The organism is Bordetella parapertussis, from assembly GCF_020735925.1.
Taxonomy (GTDB): domain Bacteria; phylum Pseudomonadota; class Gammaproteobacteria; order Burkholderiales; family Burkholderiaceae_B; genus Bordetella; species Bordetella pertussis.
In genome coordinates, this window is record NZ_CP085971.1 from 4,620,011 (window position 1) to 4,646,395 (window position 26,385).

The 26,385-nt window shown below is 68.2% G+C and carries 21 protein-coding genes, 1 tRNA gene and 1 pseudogene; 14 read left to right on the top strand and 9 right to left on the bottom strand.

Features of this window, described 5'->3' with window-relative positions; translation table 11 throughout:
• The first annotated feature begins 23 nt into the window (after positions 1-23).
• From cptA to LK409_RS21900, 4 genes are all read left to right on the top strand, one after another.
• Positions 24-1,469 (top strand): protease CptA, encoded by a 1,446-nt coding sequence (cptA, locus tag LK409_RS21885; RefSeq protein WP_041937081.1) that lies wholly within the window; start codon positions 24-26, stop codon positions 1,467-1,469.
• On the top strand, positions 1,466-2,260 hold the full coding sequence (locus LK409_RS21890) for a HesA/MoeB/ThiF family protein (RefSeq protein ID WP_010927392.1): 795 nt from the start codon (positions 1,466-1,468) through the stop codon (positions 2,258-2,260). Before cptA ends, LK409_RS21890 begins: the two co-directional genes overlap by 4 nt.
• A 136-nt stretch (positions 2,261-2,396) precedes the next feature.
• On the top strand, positions 2,397-3,092 hold the full coding sequence (locus LK409_RS21895; RefSeq protein ID WP_003807438.1) for a FadR/GntR family transcriptional regulator: 696 nt from the start codon (positions 2,397-2,399) through the stop codon (positions 3,090-3,092).
• A 16-nt stretch (positions 3,093-3,108) separates the two neighbouring features.
• Complete coding sequence (locus tag LK409_RS21900) at positions 3,109-4,521, top strand: FAD-binding oxidoreductase (protein WP_003807440.1); 1,413 nt, start codon at positions 3,109-3,111, stop codon at positions 4,519-4,521.
• A 98-nt stretch (positions 4,522-4,619) separates the two neighbouring features.
• Here the strand turns inward: LK409_RS21900 and thiC are convergent, their stop codons facing one another.
• Complete coding sequence (thiC, locus tag LK409_RS21905) at positions 4,620-6,533, bottom strand: phosphomethylpyrimidine synthase ThiC (RefSeq protein ID WP_003807441.1); 1,914 nt, start codon at positions 6,531-6,533, stop codon at positions 4,620-4,622.
• 318 nt (positions 6,534-6,851) lie between these two features.
• Here thiC and LK409_RS21910 point away from each other — a divergent pair, with 318 nt between their 5' ends.
• On the top strand, positions 6,852-7,418 hold the full coding sequence (locus LK409_RS21910; RefSeq protein ID WP_010927393.1) for a SecDF P1 head subdomain-containing protein: 567 nt from the start codon (positions 6,852-6,854) through the stop codon (positions 7,416-7,418).
• 90 nt (positions 7,419-7,508) lie between these two features.
• Positions 7,509-8,498, top strand: a complete 990-nt coding sequence (locus LK409_RS21915) for a HindIII family type II restriction endonuclease (RefSeq protein ID WP_033451513.1) — start codon at positions 7,509-7,511, stop codon at positions 8,496-8,498.
• 12 nt (positions 8,499-8,510) lie between these two features.
• Here the strand turns inward: LK409_RS21915 and LK409_RS21920 are convergent, their stop codons facing one another.
• From LK409_RS21920 to LK409_RS21930, 3 genes are all read right to left on the bottom strand, one after another.
• Positions 8,511-10,706, bottom strand: a complete 2,196-nt coding sequence (locus LK409_RS21920; protein WP_010927395.1) for a DUF1156 domain-containing protein — start codon at positions 10,704-10,706, stop codon at positions 8,511-8,513.
• A 72-nt stretch (positions 10,707-10,778) separates the two neighbouring features.
• Positions 10,779-11,207 carry a helix-turn-helix domain-containing protein gene (locus LK409_RS21925; RefSeq protein WP_165326853.1) on the bottom strand — a complete coding sequence of 143 codons (429 nt, stop codon included), beginning with the start codon at positions 11,205-11,207 and terminating at the stop codon, positions 10,779-10,781.
• Between the two features lie 118 nt (positions 11,208-11,325).
• Entirely contained in the window at positions 11,326-11,769 is a 444-nt protein-coding gene (locus LK409_RS21930) for a helix-turn-helix domain-containing protein (RefSeq protein WP_003807452.1), read from the bottom strand.
• Positions 11,770-11,831: 62 nt separating this feature from the next.
• Between LK409_RS21930 and LK409_RS21935 the strand changes: the two genes are divergently transcribed.
• Positions 11,832-12,626, top strand: coding sequence for a response regulator transcription factor (locus LK409_RS21935; protein WP_010927397.1), 795 nt, complete (start codon positions 11,832-11,834; stop codon positions 12,624-12,626).
• A 165-nt stretch (positions 12,627-12,791) separates the two neighbouring features.
• On the opposite strand, the gene proB is transcribed toward LK409_RS21935, so the two are convergent.
• The 4 genes from proB to rplU form a co-directional block, all read right to left on the bottom strand.
• Positions 12,792-13,928, bottom strand: coding sequence for a glutamate 5-kinase (proB, locus tag LK409_RS21940; RefSeq protein WP_010927398.1), 1,137 nt, complete (start codon positions 13,926-13,928; stop codon positions 12,792-12,794).
• 70 nt (positions 13,929-13,998) lie between these two features.
• Positions 13,999-15,132, bottom strand: coding sequence for a GTPase ObgE (obgE, locus tag LK409_RS21945; protein WP_003807459.1), 1,134 nt, complete (start codon positions 15,130-15,132; stop codon positions 13,999-14,001).
• 149 nt (positions 15,133-15,281) lie between these two features.
• On the bottom strand, positions 15,282-15,542 hold the full coding sequence (rpmA, locus tag LK409_RS21950; protein WP_003807460.1) for a 50S ribosomal protein L27: 261 nt from the start codon (positions 15,540-15,542) through the stop codon (positions 15,282-15,284).
• 33 nt (positions 15,543-15,575) lie between these two features.
• Complete coding sequence (rplU, locus tag LK409_RS21955; protein WP_003807462.1) at positions 15,576-15,887, bottom strand: 50S ribosomal protein L21; 312 nt, start codon at positions 15,885-15,887, stop codon at positions 15,576-15,578.
• 424 nt (positions 15,888-16,311) lie between these two features.
• Here rplU and LK409_RS21960 point away from each other — a divergent pair, with 424 nt between their 5' ends.
• The 3 genes from LK409_RS21960 to LK409_RS21970 all read left to right on the top strand — a co-directional run bounded on the left by LK409_RS21960 (position 16,312) and on the right by LK409_RS21970 (position 18,662).
• Positions 16,312-17,460, top strand: a complete 1,149-nt coding sequence (locus LK409_RS21960) for a fumarylacetoacetate hydrolase family protein (RefSeq protein WP_033458478.1) — start codon at positions 16,312-16,314, stop codon at positions 17,458-17,460.
• Between the two features lie 114 nt (positions 17,461-17,574).
• Positions 17,575-18,540: an octaprenyl diphosphate synthase gene (ispB, locus tag LK409_RS21965; RefSeq protein ID WP_010927400.1), complete on the top strand. Its 966-nt coding sequence runs from the start codon at positions 17,575-17,577 to the stop codon at positions 18,538-18,540.
• Positions 18,541-18,585: 45 nt separating this feature from the next.
• Positions 18,586-18,662: transfer RNA gene (locus LK409_RS21970), tRNA-Pro, on the top strand.
• A gap of 145 nt (positions 18,663-18,807) precedes the next feature.
• On the opposite strand, the gene LK409_RS21975 is transcribed toward LK409_RS21970, so the two are convergent.
• On the bottom strand, positions 18,808-19,719 hold the full coding sequence (locus LK409_RS21975; protein ID WP_041937082.1) for a LysR substrate-binding domain-containing protein: 912 nt from the start codon (positions 19,717-19,719) through the stop codon (positions 18,808-18,810).
• Between the two features lie 130 nt (positions 19,720-19,849).
• Between LK409_RS21975 and LK409_RS21980 the strand changes: the two are divergent.
• From LK409_RS21980 to LK409_RS21995, 4 genes and pseudogenes are all read left to right on the top strand, one after another.
• Positions 19,850-21,898: pseudogene (locus tag LK409_RS21980) on the top strand (hydantoinase/oxoprolinase family protein).
• Between the two features lie 17 nt (positions 21,899-21,915).
• A complete protein-coding gene (locus tag LK409_RS21985; protein WP_010927402.1) occupies positions 21,916-23,913 on the top strand; it encodes a hydantoinase B/oxoprolinase family protein in 1,998 nt (665 codons plus the stop codon).
• A 34-nt stretch (positions 23,914-23,947) separates the two neighbouring features.
• On the top strand, positions 23,948-25,285 hold the full coding sequence (locus tag LK409_RS21990; protein ID WP_003807475.1) for an NAD(P)/FAD-dependent oxidoreductase: 1,338 nt from the start codon (positions 23,948-23,950) through the stop codon (positions 25,283-25,285).
• A 59-nt stretch (positions 25,286-25,344) separates the two neighbouring features.
• Positions 25,345-26,352, top strand: coding sequence for a Bug family tripartite tricarboxylate transporter substrate binding protein (locus tag LK409_RS21995; RefSeq protein WP_226376460.1), 1,008 nt, complete (start codon positions 25,345-25,347; stop codon positions 26,350-26,352).
• The last annotated feature ends 33 nt before the right edge of the window (positions 26,353-26,385 follow it).

The following is a 26,385-nucleotide window of genomic DNA, read 5'->3' on the forward strand; positions in this document are numbered from 1 at the left end:
GGCATCAATATCGGGAAGTGTGCATGAGCACTCGCAAGTTTCGTGGTTTCGGTCTGGTAGCCATCGGCGCGGTGGCGGGCATCCTGCTGAGCGTGGGCGTGTCCGCGGTCGCGCAGCGCGGCAGTCCCCTGCCGCTCGATGAACTGCGGCAGCTCAGCAATGTGTTCGCGGCCATCAAGAACAACTATGTCGAGGCGGTCGACGACAAGACGCTGATCGGCAACGCGATCTCCGGCATGGTGTCCAACCTGGACCCGCACTCGGCCTATCTGGATGCCGACGCTTTCCGGGAAATGCAGACGGCCACGCAGGGCGAGTTCGGCGGGCTGGGCATCGAGGTCGGCGCCGAAGACGGCTTCGTGAAAGTGATCTCGCCCATCGAGGACACGCCGGCCGCGCGCGCCGGCATCCAGGCGGGCGACCTGATCATCAAGATCGACGACACGCCCACCAAGGGCATGTCGCTCAACGACGCGGTCAAGCTGATGCGCGGCGCGCCCAAGTCGCCCATCACGCTGACGATCATGCGCGCCGACCGGCCGCAGCCCATCGTGGTCAAGATCGTGCGCGACATCATCAAGGTGCGCAGCGTGCGCAGCAAGATGCTGGACAACAACGTGGCCTACCTGCGCATTGCGCAGTTCCAGGAGAAGACCGGCCCCGATCTGGCGCGTCATCTGAAGGAACTCGGCGCCAAGGGTGCGCCCAAGAGCCTGGTGCTGGACCTGCGCAACGATCCGGGCGGCCTGCTGACCAGCGCCATCGGCGTGGCCGGCGCCTTCCTGCCGCCCGACGCCCTGGTGGTGTCGACCGACGGCCGCACGCCCGATTCGCGCCACAAGTACCGCACCACGCCCAGCGAATACGCGCGCGGCGAAGGCAATTACCTCAACGACCTGCCAGGCTGGGTCAAGACCGTGCCGATGGTGGTGCTGGTCAACGTGGGTTCGGCTTCCGCCTCCGAGATCGTGGCGGGGGCGCTGCAAGACCACAAGCGCGCCAAGGTGCTGGGCATCCGCACGTTCGGCAAGGGCTCGGTGCAGGTCATCCTGCCGCTGAGCGAAAGCACGGCGGTCAAGCTGACCACGTCGCGCTACTTCACGCCCAGCGGCCGCTCGATCCAGGCCACCGGCATCGAACCCGACTATGTCGTGGCCGATACCGCCGACGGCGATCTGTTCCGTCTGCCGCGCGAAGCCGACCTGCAGCGCCACCTGTCGAACCAGCAAAGCCCCGACGCCGAGGTCAAGTCGAACAACGACGACAACACCGAAGTGGCCGGCAAGGCGTTCGAGTTCGGCGGCAAGGACGACTTCCAGCTGCAACAGGCGCTGAACCTGCTGGCCGGCAAGCCGGTACAGAAAGGTTCGGCCCGCGCGCAGGCCAAGGCCGACATCAAACCCAGCGAAGGCAAGACCCAGCGCATAACGATCACGCCGACTGGTGTGGAGCCCGCCAAGAGCAAATGAACGACCAGCAGCTGCTGCGCTACGCCCGCCATATCCTGCTCGACGAACTCGGCATCGAGGGGCAGGAGCGGTTCCTGGCGGCGCGTGTGCTGATCATCGGCGCAGGCGGCCTGGGCTGCCCGGCCGCGCTTTACCTGGCCACGGCCGGCGTGGGGCATATCACCCTGGTCGACGACGACGTGGTCGAACTCAGCAACCTGCAGCGCCAGATCCTGCACGCCAGCGACAGCGTGGGCCGCGCCAAGGCCGAGTCGGGCCGCGACATGCTGGCCCGCTTCAATCCGGAAACGCAGGTCGAGGCGCGCGTCGAGCGCCTGGCCGGCGCCGCCCTGGATACCGCCGTGGCGCAGGCTGACGTGGTGCTGGACTGTTCGGACAACTTCGCCACCCGCCACGCCATCAACCGCGCCTGTGTACGGCACCGCAAGCCGCTGGTGTCGGGCGCGGCCATTCGCTTCGATGGCCAGGTCAGCGTGTATGACCTGCGCGATGCGCAGGCGCCGTGCTATCACTGCCTGTTCCCCGAGGCCGACGATGTCGAGGAACTCAACTGCGCCACCACCGGCGTGTTCGCGCCGCTGGTGGGCATCATCGGCAGCGTGCAGGCCGCCGAGGCCTTGAAGCTGCTGGCCGGCATCGGCCAGAGCCTGGCCGGGCGCCTGCTGCAGCTGGACGTGCGCAGTATGCAATGGCATAGCGTCAACGTGCCGCGCGATCCGGACTGCGCGGTGTGCGGGCAGGGCGGGCAGGCCGCCGAGCACGCGCGCGGCGACGCGGCGCATTGCGCCTAGGCGGGGCGCATCCGGCGGCCGGGGCCGCCACTTCCTGATTCAAATGGCGGGCATACCGGCGCGGCGGCGCGCCGATCCGCGCATACTGGCCGAAGAAGTTTTCATATAACCTGATAAATCAGCCTATAATCCCCGCATGCTCCAGCCCACCCCCACGCTTACCGACCAGGTCGCCGGACAACTGGCCCGCGCCATCGCCGATGGCGCCTACGCCGTGGGCGCCAAGCTGCCGACCGGCCGTGCGCTGGCGCAGCAATACGGCGTGAGCGCCGCGGTCATCCGCGAGGCGACCGAGCGCCTGCGCGCCCAGGGCCTGGTGCAAAGCCGGCAGGGCTCGGGCTGTACGGTGGTGGCCCGCATGCCGGCTGGCGGCTTCCAGGTGCCCGCGGGCGGCCTGGACCGCGCGCATCTGGCGCGGGTGTACGAGCTGCGCATGGAGCTCGAAGGCGGGGCGGCCGCACTGGCGGCGCGCCGTCGCGGCGCCGCCGACCTCGACCGCATGCGGCAGGCCCTGCAGGCGCTGCAGCGCGAGCCCATCGAACCCGAGCAGGGCGTGGTCCACGACGTGGGTTTCCACGTGGCCATCGCCACGGCGACCGCCAATCCCTATTACCTGCAGTTGCTGCAATACCTCAACCTGCAATTGCGCCAGGCGGTGGAGACCGCGCGCGCCAATACGCGGCGCCAGGGCGACCCCGTGCACGCGGTGCACGAAGAGCACCTGGCGATCTACCGCGCCATCGAACGCGGCGAGCCCGAGGCGGCGCGCGCGGCGGCGCAACACCATCTGCTGGGCGCGGCGGCGCGCCTGCAGCTCGACATGAACCTTTGACCGTGCAGCCCCGACCATGAGTGCATCCGAATTTCCGCAACGATTGACGCAGGCGCTGGGCGCCGATGTGGTGGCGACCAGCCCGGCCGATATCGAACCCTGGCTGAGCGACTGGCGCGGCATCTACCGAGGCCAGGCCCAGGCGGTGGTGCGGCCGCGCACGACCGACGAAGTGGCGCGCTGCCTGGCGCTGTGCCAGCAGGCGGGCGTGCCGGTGGTGCCGCGCGGCGGCAATACCGGCCTGTGCGGCGGCGCCACGCCGGACGCCGCGCAGGCCAACGTGGTGCTCAGCCTGGAGCGCATGAACGCGATCCGCGCGCTGGATACCGTGGCCAACACCATGGTGGCCGAGGCCGGCTGCATCCTGGGCAACCTGCGTCGCGCCGCCCAGGACGCCAACCGCCTGCTGCCGTTGTCGCTGGCGGCCGAGGATTCGAGCCAGATCGGCGGCAACGTCGCCACCAACGCCGGCGGCGTCAACGTGGTGCGCTACGGGATGGCGCGCGAACTGGTGCTGGGCCTGGAGGCGGTGCTGCCCAACGGCGAAGTCCTGCACGGCCTGCGCACGCTGCGCAAGGACAACACCGGCTACGACCTCAAGCAGCTGCTGATCGGCTCCGAAGGCACGCTGGGCGTGATCACCGCAGTGGCGCTGCGGCTGTTTCCGCGCGCCGACACGCGCACGGTGGTGCTGGCGGCGGTCGAGTCGCCGCGCCAGGCGCTGCAGCTGTACGAGCTGCTGTTCGAGCAATGCGGCGCGCGCCTGCAGGCCTTCGAGTATTTCAGCGGCGATTGCCTGGACCTGGTGCTCACGCATGTCGACGGCTTGCACGAGCCGTTCGCGCAGCGCTATCCCGCCTACGTGCTGGTCGAGCTGGCCGACACGATCGACGAGGCCGCGCTCAACGCCCTGGTCGAGGAGGTGATCGGTGCGGCGCTGGAGCGCGAGCTGTGCCTGGATGCGGCCGTGTCGGCTTCGCTGGCGCAATTGCAGACGCTGTGGCGCCTGCGCGAGGAAATCTCGGAGGCGCAGCGCGCCGACGGGCCGCATCTCAAGCACGACGTGTCGCTGCCGATCGAGCGCATTCCCGAATTCATGGAAACGGCCGAGGCGCGCGTGCGCGAACGCTATCCCGATATTCGGCCGTTCATCTTCGGCCATTTCGGCGACGGCAATCTCCACTACAACCTGTCGCGTCCGGCGGGCGCGCCGCGCGAGTGGGCGGCCGAGCAGGGCGATGCCGTGACCGACCTGGTGCTCGACGAGGTGCTGCGCTATGGCGGCAGCATCAGCGCCGAGCATGGCATCGGCCAGCTAAAGCGCGACCACTTCCTGCACAGCAAGGATCCGCTGGAATTGCGTCTGATGCGCGAGATCAAGCGGGTGCTGGATCCGGCCGGCATCATGAATCCGGGCAAGCTGCTGTAGCCTCGCGCGCGCCGCCCGAGCGCGGGCGGCGGCCGTCGATTTGCCGTGCCGGGCGCCCCGCGGGGCGCCCGTTTTCCGCGCCGGGCCATGCCCGGCGCTCAGGTCCGGTGATAGACCTCGGCGCCCTTCTTGACGAACTCCACCGCCTTTTCCTGCATGCCCTGCTGCAGCGCGTCCTTTTCGCTGACGCCCTGCGCCGCGGCATAGTCGCGCACATCCTGCGTGATCTTCATGCTGCAGAAATGCGGCCCGCACATCGAGCAGAAGTGCGCCACTTTCATCGAGTCCTTGGGCAGGGTCTCGTCGTGGAACTCCTTGGCGGTGTCCGGATCCAGGCCCAGGTTGAACTGGTCGTCCCAGCGGAACTCGAAGCGCGCCTTCGACAGCGCGTTGTCGCGGATGGCCGCGCCCGGATGTCCCTTGGCCAGGTCGGCGGCATGGGCGGCGATCTTGTAGGTGATGATGCCGTCCTTGACGTCCTTCTTGTTGGGCAGGCCCAGGTGCTCCTTGGGCGTCACGTAGCACAGCATGGCCGTGCCGTACCAGCCGATCAGGGCCGCGCCGATGCCCGAGGTGATGTGGTCGTAGCCGGGCGCGATGTCGGTGGTCAGCGGGCCCAGGGTATAGAACGGCGCCTCGTCGCAATGCTTGAGCTGCAGTTCCATGTTTTCCTTGATCATCTGCATCGGCACGTGGCCGGGGCCTTCGATCATGACCTGCACGTCGTGCTTCCAGGCCACCTGGGTCAGCTCGCCCAGGGTCTTGAGCTCGGCGAACTGCGCCTCGTCGTTGGCGTCGTAGCCCGAGCCGGGGCGCAGGCCGTCGCCCAGCGAGAAGCTGACGTCGTAGGCCTTCATGATTTCACAGATTTCCTCGAAGCGCTCGTACAGGAAGCTCTCCTTGTGGTGCGCCAGGCACCACTTGGCCATGATCGAGCCGCCGCGCGAGACGATGCCGGTCATGCGGTCGGCCGTCATGGGGATGAAGGGCAGGCGCACGCCGGCATGGATCGTGAAGTAGTCCACGCCTTGCTCGGCCTGCTCGATCAGCGTGTCGCGGAAGATTTCCCAGGTCAGTTCCTCGGCCTTGCCGTCGACCTTCTCCAGCGCCTGGTAGATCGGCACCGTGCCGATCGGCACCGGCGAATTGCGGATGATCCATTCGCGCGTTTCGTGGATGTGCTTGCCGGTCGACAGGTCCATGACCGTATCGCCGCCCCAGCGGATCGCCCAGGTCATCTTCTCGACTTCCTCGCCGATGCCGGAGCTGACGGCCGAGTTGCCGATGTTGGCGTTGATCTTCACCAGGAAATTGCGGCCGATGATCATCGGTTCGATTTCCGGGTGGTTGATGTTGGCCGGGATGATGGCGCGGCCGCGCGCGACTTCCTCGCGGACGAATTCGGGCGTGATGGCCGACGGGAGGGCGGCGCCGAACGACTGGCCGGGGTGCTGGCGCAGCAGGCGCTTGGCCAATTTCTCGCCATCCGGGCCGCTGGCGCGCAGCGTTTCCAGGTAGTGTTCGCGGCGCAGGTTTTCGCGCAGCGCGATGAATTCCATTTCGGGCGTGACGATGCCGCGGCGCGCATAGTGCATCTGCGTCACGTTGGCGCCGGCGCGCGCGCGGCGCGGGGGGCGCTGCAGGTCGAAGCGCATCGCCGTCAGCTTCGGATCGGTCAGGCGCTCCTTGCCGTAGTCGCTGGTCGGGCCATCCAGCACTTCGGTGTCGCCGCGTTCTTCGATCCAGGCCCGGCGCAGGGCCGGCAGGCCGCGGCGGATGTCGATGCTGGCCTGCGGGTCGGTGTACGGGCCGCTGGTATCGTAGACGGTCAGGGGCGGGTTCTTCTCGCCGCCGAACATGGTGGGCGTGTCGGCCTGCTCGATCTCGCGAAACGGCACGCGGATATCCGGGCGCGAGCCGGTTTCGTAGACTTTGCGGGATTTGGGCAACGGCGCGACGGCGGCTGCGTCGACCTCGGCCGTGGCGGCCAGGAACTTGGGGTTGGCGTTCATGGAAAGCTCCAATCAAGAAGGTTTGGAGCCGAATCGGGATGGATTCCGCGCTGGCGCAAGGGCCGGCAACTGGAATACGCTCCCAGCATCGGCATTATCCGTACTGGTACGAAGGGACTCTCTCAACACGCTGCCGGCCTTGAAGGCGGGACAGCGAGTACCCCTGCGTGATCCTGGAGTATAGGCCGTATTGCGTCTTTACATCTGGAAGCAGTCTCGACTATCGGCCTTGCGTGGGGACCTGTACACTTTTTTGTAACGCCGTGGCCAGCGCGTCCGGCGCGTCAGCCTCTCTGCAAACTGAAGAAGGAAACCATCATGCAACTGACCATTCGCAAACTGGCTTACACGCTGGCTTTTTCCACGCTGGTGCTGGCCGGATGCACCACCGCGTCCAAGAAGACCGACGGCCAGGCGGCCACGCCGGCGGACCAGGCTTCCTCGCAGCAGGCGAGCGCGGCGTCGGTCGAGTTCTACGTGGCTCAGGCCAAGGCCGGCGACGGCCTGATGGAAGTCAAGGTGCCGGATGGTTCGCTCTACATGCAACGGCAGCCGGTCCTGACTCGCGCCGATCTCACCGAGGCGGCCGCGCTGGTCGACCGCCAGGGCCAGAACTTCGTGGGCCTGCGTTTCACCGAGGCGGGCGCCCGCAAGCTGAATGACATCAGCAGCAAGAATATCGGCAATATGCTGGCATTGGTGATCGATCGCGAACTGGTCGCCGCCCCGCGCATCGCCGAGCCCCTGAACCGCGGCGTGCTGGCCTTCGGCGTGCCGTCGGCCAAGGCGGCCTCGGAAATCGCCGCCAAGATCCGTGGCGACGCCGGCGCGCCCGCGGCCGGCGCGCCGGCCGCGCCGGCCCCCAAGCCGGCTTCCAAGCCTTGAGCCCGGGCCGGCCGTTCGCGGTCGGCCGGCGCAACCGGGGCAGCCTTGCGGGGCTGCCTTTTTCATGGACGGGCAAGCCGTGGGGCGGCCGTGCCCGTCGCCCGCCATGGCGTCGGCGAGCGTGTTGTACAGTGCCCCCCTATGCTTACCACCTCTGATCCCTTGCCCCATCCCTTGCTGCACGATGGCGTCGTGGCGGCCGTGGTGCGGCTGTGCGCCGACGCCACCCTCGACTTTCCCGCGCGTTGCGCCCGCCTGGAAGCGGCCATCCGCGCCTGCACGCGCGACCAGATCATCGAGCACCTGCAGCACGGCGGCGTGATTTCCGAATGCATCGGCCACGATTCGTCGGAAGAGAAACTACTGGCCAAGTACAGCGATGTGCTGCTGGCGTGCGCGCTGGGCGAGCTCGGTTTCCAGGCCCGGGTGCTGGCCGAGCGCAGCGATGCCGCGGACGTCTATGCGGAATGCGGCGACCAGCGCATCGTGGGCGATGGCAAGATCTTCCGCCTGAGCCGCACGGCCCTCAATCCCAAGGACTACAAGGTGCCGTCGCTGAAGAAGTGGCGCCAGGGCGCCGGCTACAGCGCCGATTATTCGGTGCTGCTGGCGCCGTCGTTCCAGTATCCGTTGAGCCGCAGCCAGCTGTACGCGCAGGCGATCGACAACAATGTGCTGCTGCTGTCGTTCGAGCAACTGGCATTCCTGGTGCGGCACCACCAGCCCGGCTGCGATTATCGTCCGCTGTGGGAGTACGCAGGCACGCGCGCAGGCCAGGATACGGCGGCCTGGAAAGAGGCGCGTCAGTACTGGCATGGGCTGAACCAGCTGGTGGCCCGCCTGGCGGGCCAGACCGAGCAGGCGCTGCGCGACAGCTATGCCGCGCGGCGCCAGCTGCTGCAGCGCCAGTTCGACGACGAGATCGCCCACTGGGACGCCGAGGCGCAGCGCATACGCGGTCTCAGCCGCGAGCAGGCCATCGCGGAACTGCTGGTCAGCAAGAAGATCCAGGCCCGCGTGGACCTGATGCGCGGGGCGCAGCGCCAGCTGACCCTGCAACTGGACGATGCGCGCGCCTAGGCGCGCCTGGCGCTAGAGCGAGGCGCGCTGCTTGATCGAGAAGCCGGGCAGCAGGGCGCTGACCTGGCCGGCCAAGTCGACGATCAGCGCCGCGGTGTCGGCATCTTCCACGGCGGCGCAGTTCGCCAGCAGGGCGACGCCCTGGGCGATCAGCGCCACGCCGGCATCGTGCTCGTGCCAGCCGGCCCGCAACAGGCTGCGGTGCAGGCCGCCGCGCAGGATGGCGTCGAATTGCGCCTGCAGCGCCGCGCGCGCCAGCACCGGCCTGGGCGCCTGGGCGCGGCGCGCCACGAAGGTGGTGCAGGTGTTGACGGCCTCGGATGCCAGGGCGCGCGGCCGCGCCTTGCGCTCGATGCTCAACGGTTGCACGCTGTTGATCGTGAAGGGCGCGGCGCGGAACGCCGTCACCAGGGCGGCCCAGCCCAGTACCGAGGCATGGCTGTAGACGAAGGCCAGCAGGCCGTCGGGCTTGAGCACCCGGGCCGCTTCGCGCAGCGCCTGGCCCAGCCGTGCGCAGTATTCGTCGTGAGCCGCGCGCGCGCTGCCGCCGGCGCGCTGCCGCGAGGCCACCAGTTCGTCATGGCCGCTATTGGCGGTCGGCGCATGGGGCGGCGTTGTCGGGCGGTTTTCGATGGCGTCGATAAGCGGTTTCTTCCATGTATAGAAGAAATCTGCCAGAACGCTGTAGAAAATATTGTCGTAATAGGGCGGGTCGGTAACGATGGCGTCGAAGCTGTCGTCCGGATAGGGCAGCGCGGCGGCCGAGGCGCGCTGCACCTGCACCGGCCGGCGCAGCAGCGCCAGCGCGTCGATGCCGGCGCAGATGCGTTCCAGCTTGGCGTGGAGGTTGCCCGGCCCGGTGCCGACCGGATCGACTTCGGCATAGTCCCACAGCATGGCCACGCCCGGGCCGCAGAAGGCGCGTCCGACCTGCTCGTTCTGCGGAATCCACATCGACAGCCGGCAGTTCCAGTCCACCATCTGGTCGATCAGGCCGCTGAGCGAGGCGCTGACGAAGCGCGCGACGTCGGCGCCGTGCGCGGCCTGCAGCGTACGATGCTCGGCCAGCAGTTCCTCCAGCAGCATCAGCGTGACCAGGCGTTGGCGCGGATTGAACAGGTCGGCGTGGCCGCGCATGCCGTAGAGCGCCGGGTTGACGATGCCCGACCAGGCCGGCAGGGTGGTCGCGGGCAGGGCCAGGCCGGTGCGCTGCAGCAGCGTTTCTTCCTGTTCGCGCAGCAGGCCGGCCGCGGGCAAGGCATCGTCGCGCAGGGCGAATTGCTTGCCCACGCCGGCCGACGTGACCACCGCCACGCAATGGTCGGCGCTGTCGGCGATGCCGGGCGTGGCGGTGGCGCTGCAGCGCGGGCAGGCCGTCGCGCCGCGTCCGGCCCAGCGCGATGGGGGCGGCTCGCCATCCGGCAGCGACACCATGTCGACGCCGTCGCCATCGGGGCCGGGCGTGGCCACCATGGCCAGCGCCTTGCCGGCCTTCTTCGACAGCCAGGGCCGCCGCGACAGCGTATAGGCGTAGCCGCATTGCGGACAGGCGTGGCGGTAGGTCCAGAGATAGACGATGGGTTTTTCCGCCTGGCTGGCCAGGCGGCCGCGCAACGGATACAGGGTCTCGGTGCGCCGGGCCAGCCGTTGCAGCACCGCCTGGCCGTGCCGGTGCGCCAGCTGCTTGAGCAGGCCATGGTTCAGCGTGGCGCCGTAGGTCAGGTTGGCCTGCTGCAGGAATACCGCGAGTTCATTGACGTCGATGGAGTGGGCGTCGCAGCCCAGAAGCGCCGCCTCGAAGGCGATCGTGCCGCCGCCGCCGAACATATCCAGCACGCGCGGCGCGCCGCCGTACTGGCCGGCCAGCTCCGCGGCGGCCTCGGCCAGCAGCCCGGGCTGCGGCACGGGGGTGGCGCCCAGTTCGGACAGGCGCGCCGCGGCGCGCTTGTCGGCGGGCGCGCGCAAGGCGGCGTAGACCAGCGCGCGCATGGCCGAATGGGGGCGGCGCGCCCACCATACGTGGATGGTGTGCGGCGTTTCGCCGCGCCCGTAGCGTTCGGCCTTGCCGGCCAGGGACGCTTCGTAGAACGACAGTCCTTCGTCGATCAGCCGGCCCGGTCCGGCCACCGGCGCCAGCCGCGGGACGGGGGCCGCGGCGGGTCGACGGACGCGGCGCGGCGCCGCGGGCTTGCGGGAGGGGGGCGGCATGTATCTCGCTGAAATAAAGGCGCGCGCCCGGTGGGGCGCGGCAGGGGCATTATTCCATATCGCGGGCCGCGTTCAGCGCTCGCGCGGCCACGGCGGCGCGCGGCCGTAGTCGGCATGGCAGGTGTCGATGAAGGTGCGCACGAGCTGTTCGAGCAGCAGCTTGTCGCGGGCGCTGAGCGCCTGGTAGCGGGCGTGGGCGACGGCGCGAAACGGCCACGGCGCGGCAGCACGTTCGCCGCCCGGCTCCATCAGGCCGGGGCGCCAGGCAGCCGGGCCGCTGGGGTAGGCTTCGAGCTCCATCGGGCCCGCGCCGGTTTCGAGCCAGTCCAGGTTTACCTGCAGGGCGATCGCCAGCTTGCGGATCGAGCGGCTGGATTGGCGCAGGCCGTTTTCGTAGCTGGCCACGGCGCTTTGCGACAGACCGCTGATGTGCGCCAGGTTTTCTTGCGAGAGCTGGCGCAGTCGCCGAGCATGCTTCAATCGGTCCGAAAATTTCTTCACTAGCCGATTGAATCTTGCCAATCCAGTACGATGGTAGTTGGAAAATTACCTTGGTGTTGATATGCTCGGGCTTCGGTTCCAGGCAGGCGGGCGGCGCACACCGGCATCAGCATTTGCATCAGTGCTTGCGCGCGCGGCCGCGGCCGTCGGCGTATTCGGCATGGCAGGCTTCGACAAAGCTGCGCAGCATCTGTTCAAGCAGGCGTTTGTCGCGGGCGGCCAGTGCTTCGTACTGCGCACGCGCAATGGTCGTGAACGGCCACGGCGGCAGCGCGCGCGGCGGCGCTTCGCCACTGCCCGGTTCCATCAGGTAGTAAGCGCCGCCAGCGGGCGAAGCGCTGTAGTCGGCCAGGCTTTCCATCGAGCCCTTGCCGGTCTCCAGCCAGTCCAGGTTCACCTGCAGGGCGGCCGCCAGCTTGCGAACCGAACGGCTGGATTGCCGTTGGCCGTTCTCGTAGCTGGCTACCGCGCTTTGCGACAGGCCGCTGGCGCGCGCCAGATCCTGTTGCGTTAGCGAACGCAGTGCCCGCGCATGTTTCAATCGGTCTGAGAATGTCTTCACGGCCTGATTGAATCGTGCGAATCAAGCACTATGGTGGTTGAATTTATTATGTTGGTGTTGAAATGTCCACCTATTCCATTCCTGACGATTCCTGCGCCGGCCGCATATTGTTGGCGTTCAGCAGCGTGATGATCGAAGCGCGCGTCCAGCTCGAGGCTGGCTGGCGGCAGGCCGGCTGGACCGTCGACTGGTGCGAGGGCCAGCATGCGCTGGCGCGGCTGCTGGCCATGCACCCGCCCGATGCGGTGGCCCTGTGCGGCGTGGCCGGCACGCTGTCCGGCCTGGTTCGCACCACCCGCACCAGCGTGTCCGCCGCGGTGGTGGTGGCCTTGCTGTCCGAGGGCGGCCTGCCGGAGCGTATCGCCATGATGCGCGCCGGCGTCGACCTGTGCTGGCCGATCGAGATGCAGGTCGAAGAGGTGGCCGCGATGGTGGATGCGTTCGCGTGCCGGGGCACGGCCTCGGCCGCCGCGGCCAGCGCCTGGTACCTCAGCAATGCCGGCCGGGTCCTGGCCGGGCCTGGCGGCGTGCGCCTGCCCCTGACCGTCGCCGAGCGCGAGTTCATGGCGCGCTTGCTGGCCGCTCCCGGCCATCGCCTGGCGCGCCAGCAGCTTGCCTGCGGTTTCAGGCAGCGCGGCGTTCAGGATGGCGCGCCTGTCTCGTCCGAGGTGCTGCCTTCGTGGACGGCCAATTCTTCGCATGCCGCGTCGTATGACGCGGCCGCGGGCCTGTCGCGCAACGTCGACGTCATGGTCTCGCGTCTGCGCGCCAAGGCGCAGCGCATGGGCATCAATCTGCCCTTGCTGTCGGTGCGCCGCTGGGGGTACCTGTTCATCGCCGACAGCGACGCGGGCTGACTTGCTGCGCGAAGCCGCCGCTCGTACTGCCTGATAAACAATCCGGGGCATCGGGCGCGCACGGAACTGGCCTACACCTGGTACGCCATGGGCGGTCGGGAATACAGGACAAATCGGAGGGGCTTGTCCGGCATGTTGGTTGGTGTTGCCGGACAGTCCAGCGGCTCAGGTGACGACCAGGTTGTCGCGGTGCATCAGTTCCGGGTCTGTCATGCTGCCCAGGATGCGCGCGATCTGGCTCGACGGCTGGCGCAGGATGCGCCGGGTATCGGCCGACGAATAATTGATCAGGCCGCGCGCGCACTCGCGTCCATGCATGTCGACGCAGGCCACGACGTCGCCGCGCTCGAACTCGCCCTGGACTTCGGCCACGCCGATGGGCAGCAGGCTCTTGCCCTCGTGCAGCAGGGCATGCACGGCGCCATCATCGAGCACCACGCGGCCGCGCAGGCGCAGGTGGTCGGCCAGCCATTGCTTGCGCGCCGACCATACCGGCAGGACCGCGCGCAATTCCGTGCCGATGCATTCGCCTTGCGCCAGGCGGGTCAGCACATTGCGTTCGCGGCCTGATGCGATGACGGTATGGGCGCCGCTGTGGGCGGCCCGCTTGGCCGCCAGGATCTTGGTGAGCATGCCGCCGGTGCCCACGCCGCTGCCGGCGCCGCCGGCCATGGCTTCCAGGGCGGCATCGCCGGCTTGCGCATGCGCCACGAAGCGCGCGGCCGGGTCGCAGCGCGGGTCGGCTTCGTACAGGCCGCGCTGGTCGGTCAGGATGATGAGCGCATCGGCTTCGATCAGGTTGGTGACCAGGGCGCCCAGGGTGTCGTTGTCGCCGAAGCGGATTTCGTCGGTGACGACGGTGTCGTTTTCGTTGACGATGGGCACCACGCCCAGGCGCAGCAGGGCGAACAGGGTCGAGCGCGCATTCAGGTAGCGGTGCCGGTCGGCCAGGTCTTCGTGGGTGAGCAGGATCTGCGCGGTGCGCAGGCCGAACTCGGCGAAGGCGGCTTCGTAAGCCTGGCACAGGCCCATCTGGCCCACGGCGGCGGCGGCCTGCAATTCGTGCATGGCCGAAGGGCGCTTGCGCCAGCCCAGCCGCGCCATGCCTTCGGCAATGGCGCCGCTGGAAACCAGCACGACCTGCTTGCCCTGTTGGTGCAGGGCGGCGATCTGGGCTGCCCAGTGGTCTACCGCGGCGCGATCGAGGCCCCGGCCTTCGTTGGTGACCAGCGAGGAACCCACTTTGGCGACCAGCCGATTGGCCGCGGAAATGACAGAAACGGCAGAGGTTTGGGCAGTCATGGCGATGACCGGTGTGGCGTTTCGAGGGCTGCCGCGCGATGCGCGGCGGGTGACGGAGTGCGGGAAAGGGTTATTCGTCACCGCCAGGCGGCGTGGCGGGCGCGGCGCCGCCACGGCTGGCGTCGAAACGCGGATCTTCGAACACATAGGTGCCGTCGGCCTGGTCCTGGGCGTCCTGGTCCTTGCGCTTTTCGGCGTCGAGGTAGTCCTGCAGGGCCCAGATCAGGTCCTGGGTGCCTTCGCCGTTGAGGCCGGAGATCGCGAAGACCGGGCCGGTCCAGCCGAATTCGGCGCAGAAGCGCTGCTGGGCGTCCTGGGCGTCGGGCACCATGTCCAGCTTGTTGAGCACCAGCCAGCGGGGCTTGGCGGCCAGCTCGGGATCGTAGCGGCGCAGTTCTTCGACGATGGCGTTGGCATCGACGACCGCCTGCTCGATGGGATCGGCTTCCGGGTCGGGGCTGGAGATATCGACCAGGTGCAGCAATACGCGCGTGCGCGCCAGGTGGCGCAGGAACAGGTGGCCCAGGCCGGCGCCCTCGGAGGCGCCTTCGATCAGGCCGGGAATGTCCGCCACCACGAAGCTGCGCGAGGGCGAGGTGCGCACCACGCCCAGGTTGGGGTGCAGCGTCGTGAAGGGGTAGTCGGCGATCTTGGGCCGCGCGTTCGAAATGCGGCTGATCAGCGTCGACTTGCCGGCATTGGGCAGCCCGAGCAGGCCGACGTCGGCCAGCACCTTGAGCTCCATGCGCAGGCGGCGCTGTTCGCCTTCCTTGCCGGGCGTCCATTGGCGCGGCGCGCGATTGGTGCTGGACTTGAAATGGATGTTGCCCATGCCGCCGGCGCCGCCCGCGGCCAGCGTGACCTTCTGGTCGTGCCGGTCCAGGTCGAACAGCACCTCGCCGGTATCGGCGTCGTGCACCACGGTGCCCACCGGCACGCGCAGGGTGATGTCGGGGGCCGCTGCCCCGTATTGGTCCGAGCCGCGGCCGTTCTCGCCGTTCTTGGCGCGATGCAGGCGGGCGTAGCGGAAGTCGATCAGGGTGTTGATATTGCGGTCGGCCACGGCATAGATGCTGCCGCCGCGCCCGCCGTCGCCGCCGTCCGGGCCGCCCTTGGGGATGAATTTTTCGCGCCGAAAGCTGGCCACGCCATTGCCGCCCTTGCCGGCGATGACTTCAATGGTGGCTTCGTCTACGAATTTCATGATCTTTGGTGGCTATTCGGTGTCTGCCCGCCAGGCGGGCGGATGTTGCGCCGCGGCGGCGCGGCCGTGCGGTTCCGGCTATTCTGCCTGAAAACAAAAAGCCCTGCCGCGTGCGGCAGGGCTCGCCGTTCCGGGGAACGCGCAGCCGATTACTCGGCGGCGACCACCGAGACGGTGGGTTTGTTCAGGGCGCCCTTGACGCTGAAGTGCACCTTGCCGTTGGCCAGGGCAAACAGGGTGTGGTCCTTGCCCACGCCGACGTTCACGCCGGGGTGAAAGCGGGTGCCACGCTGGCGCACGATGATCGAGCCAGCCAGGATGCTTTGGCCGCCATACACCTTGACGCCCAGTCGTTTCGATTCCGAGTCGCGGCCGTTCCGGGTAGAACCGCCGCCCTTTTTCTGTGCCATGTTTAGCTCCTGCTAATTAGGTACCGGGCCGTATCAAGCCGTGATGGCTTCGATGCGGATCTCGGTGTAGTTCTGACGGTGGCCTTGGTGCTTCTGGTAGTGCTTGCGACGGCGCATCTTGAAGATCTTGATCTTGTCGTGCCGGCCATGTGCAAGAACCGTCGCCTTGACCACGGCGCCGGAGACGAGCGGCGTGCCAACTTTCAGCTGGTCGCCTTCGCCCACGGACAGCACTTGGTCCAGGGTGATTTCTTGCCCAATGTCAGCAGGTATCTGTTCTACCTTGAGTTTTTCGCCGGTGGCAACGCGATACTGCTTGCCGCCGGTTTTTATGACCGCGTACATGGGATATATCCTTAAATTGAAATGTGGATTGCAGGCATTTGCATGGCCTGCGGTGCAACACTGGCTCTCGCAAGGTGCGCAAGGCTTGGCCGGCGCACCCGCGTGTTTCCCAGTAATGCCCATCCAGGCACCGTGCGGTGCGGGCAATCCAGGCGCAATTCGGCCAAAGACCGAATCGACGATTCTAGTCCGCGCCTGTGGAAAAGTCAAAAAGCCGTGCTGGGCTAAGGGCTTAGGGCGGCGGGAGAGGGCTGCGGCGGCCCGCGCGCTGTGGCGTGCGGGCCACAGGCGCGGCGTCCAATCGCCGCGGGCGCGGTCTTGCGCGGCGCCGGGTGCGGCCCTAGACTCGCGCGATTCTTCCTGGCGGCCCTGCCGTTTGCAACGGCCCGGCGATGCCCCGGCGTCCTCTTGGAGATTGCTGGCCATGGCGGTACCTCATGACGACTTGCCCGAAGACCTGGAGCGCGCCTTGCTGGTTGGCCGCGTGTGGCGGCCGGCGCCCGTCGACGGGCCATGCGTGGTGGCGGTGCGGGGCGGGCGGCTGTACGACCTGACCGCGGTGACGCCGACGCTGGCCGACCTGCTCGATCGCGGTGACCGCGTTGCGCTGGCGCGCAATGCCGCCGGCGAATGCCTGGGGCCGGCGGCCGATTGGCTGGCCGGCCGCGCCGCCGGGGCGATGCTGGCCCCGTGCGACCTGCAGCCGGTCAAGGCCGCCGGCGCGACCTTCGCGGCCAGTCTGGTCGAGCGGATAGGCGCGGAACAGGCCGGCGGCGACGCCGGTCGCGCCGCGGCGGTGCGCGAGCGCATCGCCGGGCTGATCGGCACCGACCTGTCGCAGTTGCGGCCGGGTTCGCCCGAGGCGGCGCGCCTGAAGGCCGTCCTGCGGGCGCGGGGAATGTGGTCGCCATATCTCGAAGTGGGACTCGGCCCCGATGCCGAGGTGTTTTCCAAGGCGCCGCCCATGGCCTCGGTGGGATATGGGTCCTGGATCGGGCTGTTGCCGGAGTCCGAGTGGAACAACCCGGAGCCGGAGATCGTGCTGGCGGTGGACGCGCGCGGCCAGGCGGTGGGCGCGACCCTGGGCAACGACGTCAACCTGCGCGATGTCGAGGCGCGCAGCGCGCTGCTGCAGAACCGGGCCAAGGACAACAACGGCTCGTGTGCCATGGGGCCGTTCGTGCGCCTGTTCGACGCCGGCTACGGACTGGGCGATGTGCGCCGCGCCGACGTGCGGCTGCGCATCGAGGGGCAGGAGGACGGTTTCGTGCTGGACGCCACGAGCCACATGCGCGAGATCAGCCGCGACCCGCTCGAACTGGTGCGCCAGACCTGCGGCGGCCATCATCAGTATCCGGATGGGTTTATGCTTTTCCTTGGCACCATGTTTTCGCCCACCCAGGACCGCGCCGCCGCCGGCCGCGGTTTCACGCACCGCCCGGGCGACCTGGTACGCATTGCCTCGCCGCGGCTGGGGGCGCTGGTCAATCGCGTCGGCCTGGCCACCGCCATCGCGCCCTGGACGTTCGGCGTGCGGGCGCTCTATGCCAATCTGCGCCGCCGTGGCCTGTAGCGGTCCGGCGGGTCCTGGGCAGACCGTATAATTCGGCCGACGTGTGCCGGCGCTGCGTGCGCCGGGTATGAGTGTGCGAGCCGCCGGCCGGCTCCCTTACCTGTCGGATACGCCTTGAATCTCCCTGAGTTGATTGCCCCTATTGCCGACGACATGAAGGCTGTCGACGCGGTCATCCGCGACCGGCTGAATTCCGATGTCGTGCTGATCCGCACCATCGGCGACTACATCATCGGCGCCGGCGGCAAGCGCATGCGGCCCGCCATGGTGCTGATGGTGGCGCGCGCGCTCGGCTACCAGGGCACGCACCACCAGTTGCTGGCCGCGGTCGTCGAGTTCATCCACACCGCCACGCTGCTGCATGACGACGTGGTCGACGAGTCGGACCTGCGCCGTGGCCGCGACACGGCCAACGCCGTGTTCGGCAACGCCGCCAGCGTGCTGGTGGGCGATTACCTGTATTCGCGCTCGTTCGAGATGATGGTCGAGGCCGACTCGATGCGCATCATGCAGATCCTGTCGCAGGCCACCACGGTGATCGCCGAAGGCGAGGTGCTGCAGCTGCTCAACGTGCACGACCCCGATGTGTCGCAGGAGCGCTACCTGCAGGTGGTGCGCTACAAGACCGCCAAGCTGTTCGAGGCCGCAGCCCAGGTCGGCGCGGTGCTGGCTGGCGCCAGCCCCGAGCAGGAGACCGCCGCGGCCGCCTATGGGCGCCGCGTCGGCACCGCCTTCCAGCTGGTCGACGACGTGCTGGACTACAGCGGCGATGCCCACGCCTTGGGCAAGAACGTGGGCGACGACCTGCGCGAGGGCAAGCCCACGCTGCCCCTGATCCGCGTCATGGAGACGGGCACGCCCGAGCAGCGCGAGCTGATCCGCGAGGCTATCAAGACCGGCCAGGCCGACTTCGCCGCGGTGGCCCAGGCCATCCAGGCCACCGACGCCCTGGCGCATGCGCGCCAGGCCGCCGAAAACGAGGCCGAACTTGCCCGACAGGCGCTGTCGGCCTTCCCGGTTTCCCTTTATCAAAAATCTCTGCTAGAATTCTGCGCTTTCGCGGTGAATAGAGATCGTTGATCGAAATCCAGGCGCCGGGGAAGAAAAAAGCAAGACAGCAAGAATCGGGGCGTAGCTCAGCCTGGTAGAGTACTGCGTTCGGGACGCAGGAGTCGGAGGTTCGAATCCTCTCGCCCCGACCAACTTCCGTTGGTCGAATTTCCCGGGTGGCGCCATGTGCGTTGCCAGCCCACAAGCCGTACAGCGAAGGGGCGCATAGCGAAAGCCGATACCGCAAACGTGGTGTCGGCTTTTTTGCGTTCGCGCCGCGTCTTCGGCGCGGCGGGCTCAGCCCGCCTGGCGCCGCGCCCGCCTGCGGCCGGCGCTGATTTCATAGCATTCGCAGAAGGTCTGGGCCAGCAGGCTCAGCGGGCTGCTGGACGGATACACCAGGTACGTCGAGAAGCGGATGTCCGGCGCGAACGGCTTGATGGCGATGTCCAGCGAGCGAAAGCCGTCGGCCACGTCCGGGTTGGCGATGCTCACGCCCAGTCCCAGGCCGACCATGTGGCAGATGGCGGCGGCGAAGTGCGATTCGCAGGACAGGATGCGGCGGTCGCCCGCGGCGGCGAAGACCTTGTCGATTTCCTTGCGCATGGCGTCGTTGGGCGAAAGAGATAGAAAGCGCTCGCCGGCCAGATCCGCCGGCGCGAGGGCGCGCGGCATCCCGGCCAGCCGGTGGCCGGCCGGGACGATGCATACGCCCAGCGCTTCGCTGGCCACGTGGTGGCCGATGCCGGGGCTGCTGAATATGTCCGAGGCCACGCCGATGTCGCTATAGCCCGCGGCGGTCCATTGGCAGACCGTGATCGAGTCGGCCACGTGCATGGACACCGTGACGTCGGGGAAGCGCTCGGCGAACAGCTGCATGGCCTCGGGTACCGTGACCAGGGCGGGCGAGGGCACGGCCGAGATGCGCAGGTGGCCGGTGCCGCGCCTGCGCAGGGTGGCGGCGGAGCTTTCCAGGCTGCGCAGGCCCGCGAACGTCATCTCGACGTCGCGAAAGAACACCTCGCCTTCGCGCGTGGGCACCAGCTTGCCGGCCACGCGCTCGAACAGGCGCAACCCGATGTGCGCCTCCAGCTGGGCGATGGCCCGGCTGACGTTGGGCTGCGTGGTATGCAGGTCCTTGGCCGCCTGTGTCATGGAGCGCGTCAGCATGACTGCCCGGAAAGTCTCGACCTGGCGAAAGTTCAGCATGGGTCATATCAATTTTGCATGGACCATGATGATAATCCAATTAGTCATATGGGGTGCGAGTCCATAACATGGCCGCATCGACATCAGGGAGGCCGCCACCGGGCCTCCCGACTTTAAGGAACGTGCCCCAATGAGCCTTCGGATCGGAGTGGACATCGGCGGGTCCTTCGCGGACTTTGCCGTGCTGGATGAATCCACGCGAACAATTCAAACCCTGAAAGTCTTCTCCCGCCCGGACGCGCCGGGCAGCGAGGTCCTGGCTGGCATCGAGCAGCTGAAGGCGCGGCATGGCCTGGATCCGGCCCAGGTGTCGTACTTCACGCACGGCACGACGGTGGGGGTCAACGCCGTGGTGCAGCGCCGCGGCTTGAAGCTGGCGCTGATCACCACGCGCAACTTCGAGGACGTGCTGGACATCGGCCGGCTGAAGATTCCCGACATGTACCACCTCATGTCCAAGCGGCCGGCGCCGCTGATTTCGCGCGACCGGGTGTTCGGCGTGGACGAACGGCTGGGCGCCGATGGCAGCGTGGTCGCGCCGGTGGACGAGGCCAGCGTGCTGGCGGCGGCCGAGGCGCTGCGCGAGGCCGGCTGCGAAGGCGTGGTCGTCTCGCTGCTGCATGCCTACCGCAACCCGGCCCATGAACGGCAGGTCAAGGCGATCCTGCAGCGCGCGCTGCCGGGAATGTTCGTGTCCTGCTCGCATGAGGTCTGGCCGATCATCCGCGAATACGAACGTACGCTGACCGCCACCATCGGCGGCTATGTGTAGCCGCGCGTCTCGCATTACCTGGAAAGCCTGCAGGGCGCGCTGCGCGAGAGCGGGGTGCCGGTGGACCTCAAGGTCACCAAGTCCAACGGCGGCGTGATGAGCGCCGAGCATGGCAAGGCCAATTGCGTACAGATGATCCTGTCGGGCACCGCCTCGGGGGTGATCGGCGCGGCCTACATCGCCGATCTGTGCCATATCCCGAACTGCATGAGCCTGGATATCGGCGGCACGACTGCCGATATCGCCCTGATCGTCGACGGCAAGCCGCAGTTCGCCACGGGCGAGTACATCGGCGATTTCCAGATCCATATTCCCTCGGTATCGGTGTCGTCGGTGGGCGACGGCGGCGGGTCGATCGCCTGGGTGGACGAACTGGGCGTGCTGAAGGTGGGGCCCCAGAGCGCGGGTTCCACGCCCGGGCCGGTGTGCTACGGCAAGGGCGGCACCCAACCCACCATTACCGACGCGTTCGCGGTCATGGGCGTGATCGGCTCGCAGCAACTGGGCTACAACGCGGTCCAGGTCGACGTCGAGGCGGCGCGCCGGTCGATCGAGCCGCTGGCCGAAAAACTGGGCACCGACGTGCTGCGGACCGCCGAGGCCATCGTCAACGTGTCGGTGTCCAGCATGTACGCGGGCGTGAGCCGGGTGATTTCGCGCTTCGGCATCGATCCGCGCGTGTTCAGCCTGATGCCGTTCGGCGGCGCCGGCCCGATGCTGGCCTGCTACCTGGCCAAGGCCCTGAAGGTGCAGAAACTGCTGGTGCCCACCACGCCGGGCGTGCTGAGCGCGCTGGGCGGGCTGATCGCGGATGTGAAGAACGATTTCGTGCGCACCACGTACTGCGACCTCAATGCCGCCACCGTGGGCTCGCTGGCCCAGGCGGCCAGCGAGCTGGAGGCGCAGGCACGCGCGTGGCTGGTGGCCGAGGTCGGCACCGACGCGGACGCCGAGATCGATATTTCCGCCGACATGCGTTATCGCGGCCAGTCGTTCGAGATCGATACCCCGGTCGAGCGGGCATGGCTGGAGGCGGGCGCCATCGACAGCCTGAGCCAGGCCTTTCACAAGGAGCACGAACGGCTGTACGGGCACGGCGATGCCAGCGCGGGCGTGCAGGTCGTGGCGATGCGGCTGGTCATTACGTCCAGGACGCCCAAGCCCGAGCTCAACCATATCGCCCAGGGCGCCGGCGTGCCGCCGCGCGAATCCACCCTGCGCATCTGGCTGGAGGGCCAGTACCGCGACGTGCCGCTGTACCGGCGCGAGAAGCTGCTGGCCGGCCAGGCCTTCAGCGGTCCCGCCATCGTGGCCCAGGACGATTGCACCACCTGCGTGCTGCCCGGCTTCGACGCGCGCGTCGATACCTACGGCAACCTGGAACTCACCGCGCTCGCGCTGAACTGACCTGGACAGGGCATCACATGAACTTCGACAAAACCGTACTCCAGATCTTCGCGAACTACTGCGTGGCCGCCGCGGAAAGCATGGCGCATACGCTCATGCGCACCGCGCACTCCGCGTTCGTGAAGGAAACCGAGGACTTCTCCTGCACCATCATGACGCCGCGGGGACAGACGTTCGCCTCGCCCAAGACGCTGGGCGCGACCTGGTACCCGGGCCTGGATTTCAGCGGCGCCATCGACATGATCGACGGCTACGAGCCGGGCGACATCTGCATGACCAACGACGCGTACAGCGGCTATGTGGCCACGCATACGCCCGACATCATGATGTGGAAGCCGGTGTATTACCAGGGCGAGATGGTGTGCTTCGTGGGCGGCCATATCCACAACACCGACATGGGCGGAGCGGTGCCGGCGTCCCTGTCGCGCACCCTGACCGAGGTGCACCAGGAAGGGATACGCTTCCCGCCCACCAAGATCGTGCGCCGCGGCGTGCTCAACGAGGAACTGATGCGCCTGATGGAGCTCAACGTGCGTTCGCCCGAGCAGAACCGGGGCGACCTGCAGGCGCAGACGGCCATGCTCATGACCGGCGAGCGCCGCATCGTCGAGATCATCGAGCGCTTCGGACTGCAGGCTTTCAAGGAAGGCATGGCGGCGATGCTCGATTATTCGGAGCAGCAGGCGCGCGCCATTGTGCGCGCCATGCCTGACGGCGAATATTTCTTCGCCGAGTACGCCGACGAGGATTCGCTCAACGGCAAGCCGCTGCGCGTGGCGATCACCCTGCGCATCCGCGGCGACGAGCTGGAGTTCGACTTCACCGGCAGCGATCCGCAGCTGACCTCGTCGCTGAACATGCCCACCGGCGGCAAGGAGCGCCACGTGCTGGCCCTGGTCGGCCTGAACTACGTGCTGTATTCGCTCAACCCGGAGATCCTGCTCAATGCCGGCATGCTGCGCGTGGCGCGCTGCATCCTGCCGGAGGGCTCGGTGGTCAATCCGCTGGCGCCGGCGGCGGTGGGCATGCGCAGCCTGACCTGCAAGGTGGTGCAGTACGCCACCATGGGGGTGTTCTCGCAAGTGGTGCCGGACCGCCTGCCCGCCTCGCCCGCCCGCGGGATGAGCATCGTCAACGTGAAGACGACCGACCGCGACGGCAAGACCATCATCGCCGCCATCGGGCCGGTGGGCGGCGGCGCGGGCGGCGATCCGTACAGCGACGGCGCCGACGCGTCCGGGGCCATCGTGGCGTTCCTGCGCAATACGCCGGTCGAGATCAACGAAACCGAAGTTCCCATACGCATCACCCGCTACGGCATGGTGCCCGACAGCGGCGGCCCGGGACGCTACCGCGGCGGCCTGGGCACATGCATGGAGTTCCAGGTGTACACGCCCAATTCGGCGGTCACCGCGCGCAACCGCGACCGGTCCCGTTTCGCGTCCTGGGGCGTGCTGGGCGGCAAGGCCGGCACCGTGTCGCGCTTCCTGCGCAACCCCGGCACCGCGCACGAGGAGGACCTGGGCGTGCACGATTTCATCCACTGCCAGCCGGGCGATGTGATCCGTCTGGAGGGCTGCGGCGGCGGGGGCTACGGCTCGCCCTGGGAGCGCGATCCGGCCAGGGTGCTGCACGACGTGCGCTGCGGCTACGTGTCGGTCGAGAACGCCCGCGGGCAGTATGGCGTGGTCATCGAGGGCGGCGAGGTCAGCCGGGATGCCACGGCGCGGTTGCGCGCCGAACTGGCTGGGCGCGATCCGGCCGTCGCGCACTATGACCACGGCGCCGGCCGCGACGCCTTCGAGGCGGTCTGGACGCTGGCCCGCTACGAACGCATGACCCATCACCTTGCCGGCGTGGCGCCGATCTGGCGCCACTTCCTGAAGATCAAGATCTTCGATGCGCTGGAGCAGCGCCTGGGCGGCAACGTTGCGGACACACGGCCGGAAATCGTCGACGAGATTTTCGCGCAACTGCTCAAGGCCTATCCGCAGTTGCAGGCCGCCAGCGCCTGAGGCGCCGATCGCAACGCTACCGATACATACCGTCATGCAACAACTGAAACAGGCATTGCTGCGCATCGACACGCCCCACACGCCGCCAGCCGAGGTGGATGTGGCCATCATCGGCGCGGGCGCGGCCGGGGTCGCGACCGCGCACGAACTGACGCGGCTCGGCGTGCGGGTCGCGGTCATCGAGAAGGGCTGGGTGGCCGCCGAGCAGAGCAGCCGCAATTGGGGGTGGTGCCGCACGCTGGGGCGCGATATCCGCGAGCTGGAGCTGGCCAGGCTGAGCGTCGACCTGTGGCGCAGCGTGCAGGCCGATACCGGCGTGGATGCGGGCTTTCGCGAGACCGGCGTGGTGTTCGTGACCGACGATCCGTCCGAGCTGCGGACCTGGGAGCGCTGGCAGCAGGCCGCCGCCGCGCGCGGCGTGCCGGCCCGGATGCTGTCGGCGCGCGAGGCCAACGCCACCCACGCCTGGGGCAAGACGCCCTGGATAGGCGGCATCCGTACCGAGCGCGATGGCTATGCGGAACCGGCGCGCGCGATTCCGCTGCTGGCGCGCCACGCCATGGACAACGGTGCGCAGGTCATCCAGCAATGCGCGGTCAATGAACTGCTGGTCGAGGGCGGCCGCGTGGCCGGTGTGCAGACCGAGCGCGGCCTGGTGCGCGCCAGCCAGGTGGTGGTGGCCGGCGGCGTCTGGTCGTCGCTGTTCTGCCGCAAGCACAAGCTGCCCTTGCCGATCCTGCAGGTGCATTCCTCGGCCTCGCGCAGCAGGCAGTTCGACACCGGCGGGGCGGCGCCGGCAAGAGCGACGCATTTCTCGTTCCGCCACCGCGAGGATGGCGGGCTGACGCTGGCCAAGAGCGGCCGGGGCACCATGCACGTCGTGCCCGACCTGTTGCGCTACGGCATGAAATTCCGCTCGCTCTACCGCGCCCGCAAGGCCAACGTCAGATTGTCGATCGGCAGGCAGTTCTTCGCGCAGTGCTGGGACGAGTTTCGCTACTTCCACCTCGACAGGCCTCCCTATGCCCGCCATCGGGTGCTGGATCCCGGGCCGGACATGGCCCTGGTGCGCAGCGCCTACGAGGACGCGGGGGCCGTGTTTCCCGGCATGGGGCCCGACCTGATCGACCAGGCCTGGGGCGGCGTCATCGACAACACGCCAGACGGCATCCCCGTCATTTCCGACGTGGCCCGGATGCCGGGCCTGTATTTGTGTACCGGTTTCAGCGGCCATGGGTTCAGCTCCTCCCTGGGAGCCGGCCGCTGCCTTGCGCAATGGATCGCGCGGGGGCGCTCCGACCTGTCGCTGGACGCGTTCTCGTACGCGCGCCTGGTCGACGGGCGGCGCCTGCAACCCAGCATTCTGTATTGAACGGCCGGCACGTACCGGCGGTCTTGGGCAGTCATCACTTCTGCAAGGGGAATACCAATATGCGATACAACCGAAGAGCCTTCCTGGGCGCGATGGCCGCGCTGCCGGCGGCATTGGGCGCCGCACGCCTGGCATCGGCGGCGCCGGCCGGCGAGGCCGGCTATCCGGACCGGCCGATCAAGTTCCTGGTGCCGTTTTCCGCCGGCAGCAGCACCGACATCGCGGCCCGCGCGTATGCCGAGGTCACCACCAAGGCGATCAAGGGCGCGTCCGTGGTGGTGGAGAACCGCGCGGGGGCGGGCGGCAACGTGGGCGCGGCGGTCATCGCGCGTTCGGCGCCCGACGGCTACTCGCTGCTCTACAGCGCCGCCACGCCCTATGCGATCGCGCCGTTCGTCTATCCCGATCTCTCGTATAACCCGATACGCGACTTCGCGCCCATCGCCGTCACGATCAGCGTGCCGGTGTTCGTGGTGGTGGCCGGCGACAGCGACATCCATACGATGGCCGACCTCGCCGCGCACATGAAGGCCGGGCAGCAGGCGGTCAGCTACGGCTCCAACGGCGTGGGGACCTCCAGCCACATCATCTGCAAGCTGATCGCCATGGAGCTGGGATATCCCGACGTGCTACACGTGCCGTACCGCCAGGGGTCCCAGGGCGTCATGGCCGATGTCATCGGCAAGCGCCTGACCTACGCCGTCGATCCCTGGTCGGTCGTCGGTCCGCTGGTGCAGTCCGGACGCTTGCGCGCCATCGCCACCACCAACGGACAGCGCCTGTCGGTGGCGCCGGACATCCCGACCCTCAGCGAGATCTTCAAGAAGGACTTCGCCGTCGTGACCTGGAATGGATTGTGGGCGCCGGCGGGTACGCCGCAGGGCATCGTGGACCGGCTCGGCAAGGCGTTCGAGTCGGCCCGCGAGAACCAGGAGCTGGTCAGGCAGTTCGAGAGCCAGGGCACGCCGCTGATGCCGGCCATGTCGGTGGCGCAGACCAGAACGTTCATGACCGGCGAAGTCGAGCGCTGGAAGCGTTTCGTGCAGGCATCGGGCATCAAGCTCTAGGCAAACCGGCGCCGCGGTCCGCGGCGCCGTCTC